The 1,969-nt window shown below is 41.6% G+C and carries 1 protein-coding gene; it reads right to left on the reverse strand.

Annotation, left to right across the window (positions count from 1 at the left end; translation table 11 throughout):
* Positions 1 to 1,655: ISL3 family transposase (locus OSCI_RS00495; RefSeq protein WP_039961430.1), on the reverse strand; the 1,655-nt coding region annotated here is incomplete at its 3' end.
* Positions 1,656 to 1,969: the final 314 nt, after the last annotated feature.

Below are 1,969 nucleotides of genomic sequence, written 5' to 3' on the forward strand. Positions count from 1 at the left end.
AATAAATCAATACTAGCACGACCATACATTTGTCGCTTCAGCATTTTTAATCGATTAATATGTCCTTCAACCGGGCCATTACTTACAGATAAAGTCACACCCGCCTTAACAGAATCATAATCCTCACGTAACCGCACTGCAAAACGTTGAATGGGAGAAATATTGCTATTAATAGCACGCTCTAACCAGCCATCCAGTTGTTTCGGGTTGCGTTGACGCACAAGAGTTGTAAAATCTTGTGCGATTTCAATAACTTCACCTAACTCTGAGTGGCTTTTTAATAAGATAATAAGTTGTTGGTCGCTGGCATCTAGCTGTGTGAATTTTTGCATCACTAACCCCGCTACTTTCCGAGGGGTTAAAGCACATCTTAAAGGTTCAACAACTTGAGGTAAACGTTTATGGATAATACGTTCTCTAAGCTGAACTCCTGTCGCTTCACGCAGACGACGAGTGTAACGAGCAACGGTATCATAACTACCTGAATAACCTTGTTTTTGAATGTCTTCAAATAGTTTTTTTGTATCATAACACTTTTGATTCCATTGTTCAAGGAGATAATCTTTATAGGGATCTAACTTGCTACGTCCTCGGTCACTACGACCGTTGCGTTCTTGAAATGTTGAATGCCGTAAGTACCGGAACACGGTAGTGCAACCAATACCTAATTTTTTGGCAATTGCTTTTCCTGATAAACCTTGACGGCGTAACTCCCACACTTGTTGATGAATAATAACTCTTCTTTCTCGACGTTGAATCGCTTTTGATACTTCTTTTTTGGTCTGATTTGATGCCGGAGGTAAAGGGACGATTTCAGTTTGATTAGCATCGCTAGCTGGGAAACCAGTGTGTAGTTTTTCCACCTCTTTAAGGGTTTTTAGTTGGCTGCCAAATACTTGCGCGAGCGCTTCTGCGAGGTTTTGTAAAATATGAAAACGGTCAGCAACTTGAATGGCATTGGGGGCTCCTTGCAGAACACCTTTTTCATAAGTTCGGGAGCGATCGCGTGAGACTATTTCTACACCGGGATGTTCTTTTAACCAAGCGGCTAGGGTTTCGGCTTCACGATCTTTGAGAATGGCTATGGGTTGACTTTTTTCAAGTTCAAGGTCAACTAATATAGAGCCATAGGTGTGGCGTTTACGAAAAGCAAAGTCATCAACTCCCAGAATTAGAGGGGTTTGAATTGGTGCTAGGGGAATTCTACGCACTAAGTTTAATAGAGTATTGCGACTTACTTTGAAGCCCAAATATTGGCTTAATCTAACTCCGGCATTCCCAGCTAATGATAAACCAATAGCTGTTAAATTTTGAGTTAATCGTTGCGTTTTTCTTGCCCAGGTTGCTGCTATATCTGTAATTCTTTCCGCAAATATGCGGCGCTGACATCGGGGATTGATACAGAAAAACTTTCGGACATTTAACTGTAAAGTGACTCGGAAATTCGCCCAAGATAAATCACTTAATTTTCGTCTGTATTGGCTGTGAATGCGATGACTTACTGCTAAACAAACCGGACATCTGACTGGATTTTGGACAGAAGTGACATTGACTGCGATCTGAGTTGCTGTTTTGTCCAACTCCCAGCTATTTAATTGTAAGATTTCGGGGCTGGGTAGTAAACTGGGAATAATTTCTGCAAATGTAATGTTCATTTAGAGTGCTTAATAACACTCAATTATAAGAGGGTTGAAGAATTATTTGGTGAGTACATTTCAATATTACATGAGTGACTGGGTGGTATTGACGATCGCTTGCAGTTGGCGATCGCTACTCTGACATATCTACATGGGTCACAAAGATTACGGAGGTAAGGCGCACAGGCAAGGAGTATTGCGATCGCTACTCTTGAAATGACTTGGATGGACTTCGTTCGCAAGCAGGGCAACCTCAGCCGGGATAATATGAGTTTGATGCGATCGCCATACGCCATTGGTTCGGATCACCAAAAGTTGCCAAGACCCTTAAT

Origin of the sequence: Kamptonema sp. PCC 6506 (assembly GCF_000180455.1) — a bacterium.
In the GTDB taxonomy this organism is placed as follows: Bacteria; Cyanobacteriota; Cyanobacteriia; order Cyanobacteriales; family Microcoleaceae; genus Kamptonema; species Kamptonema formosum.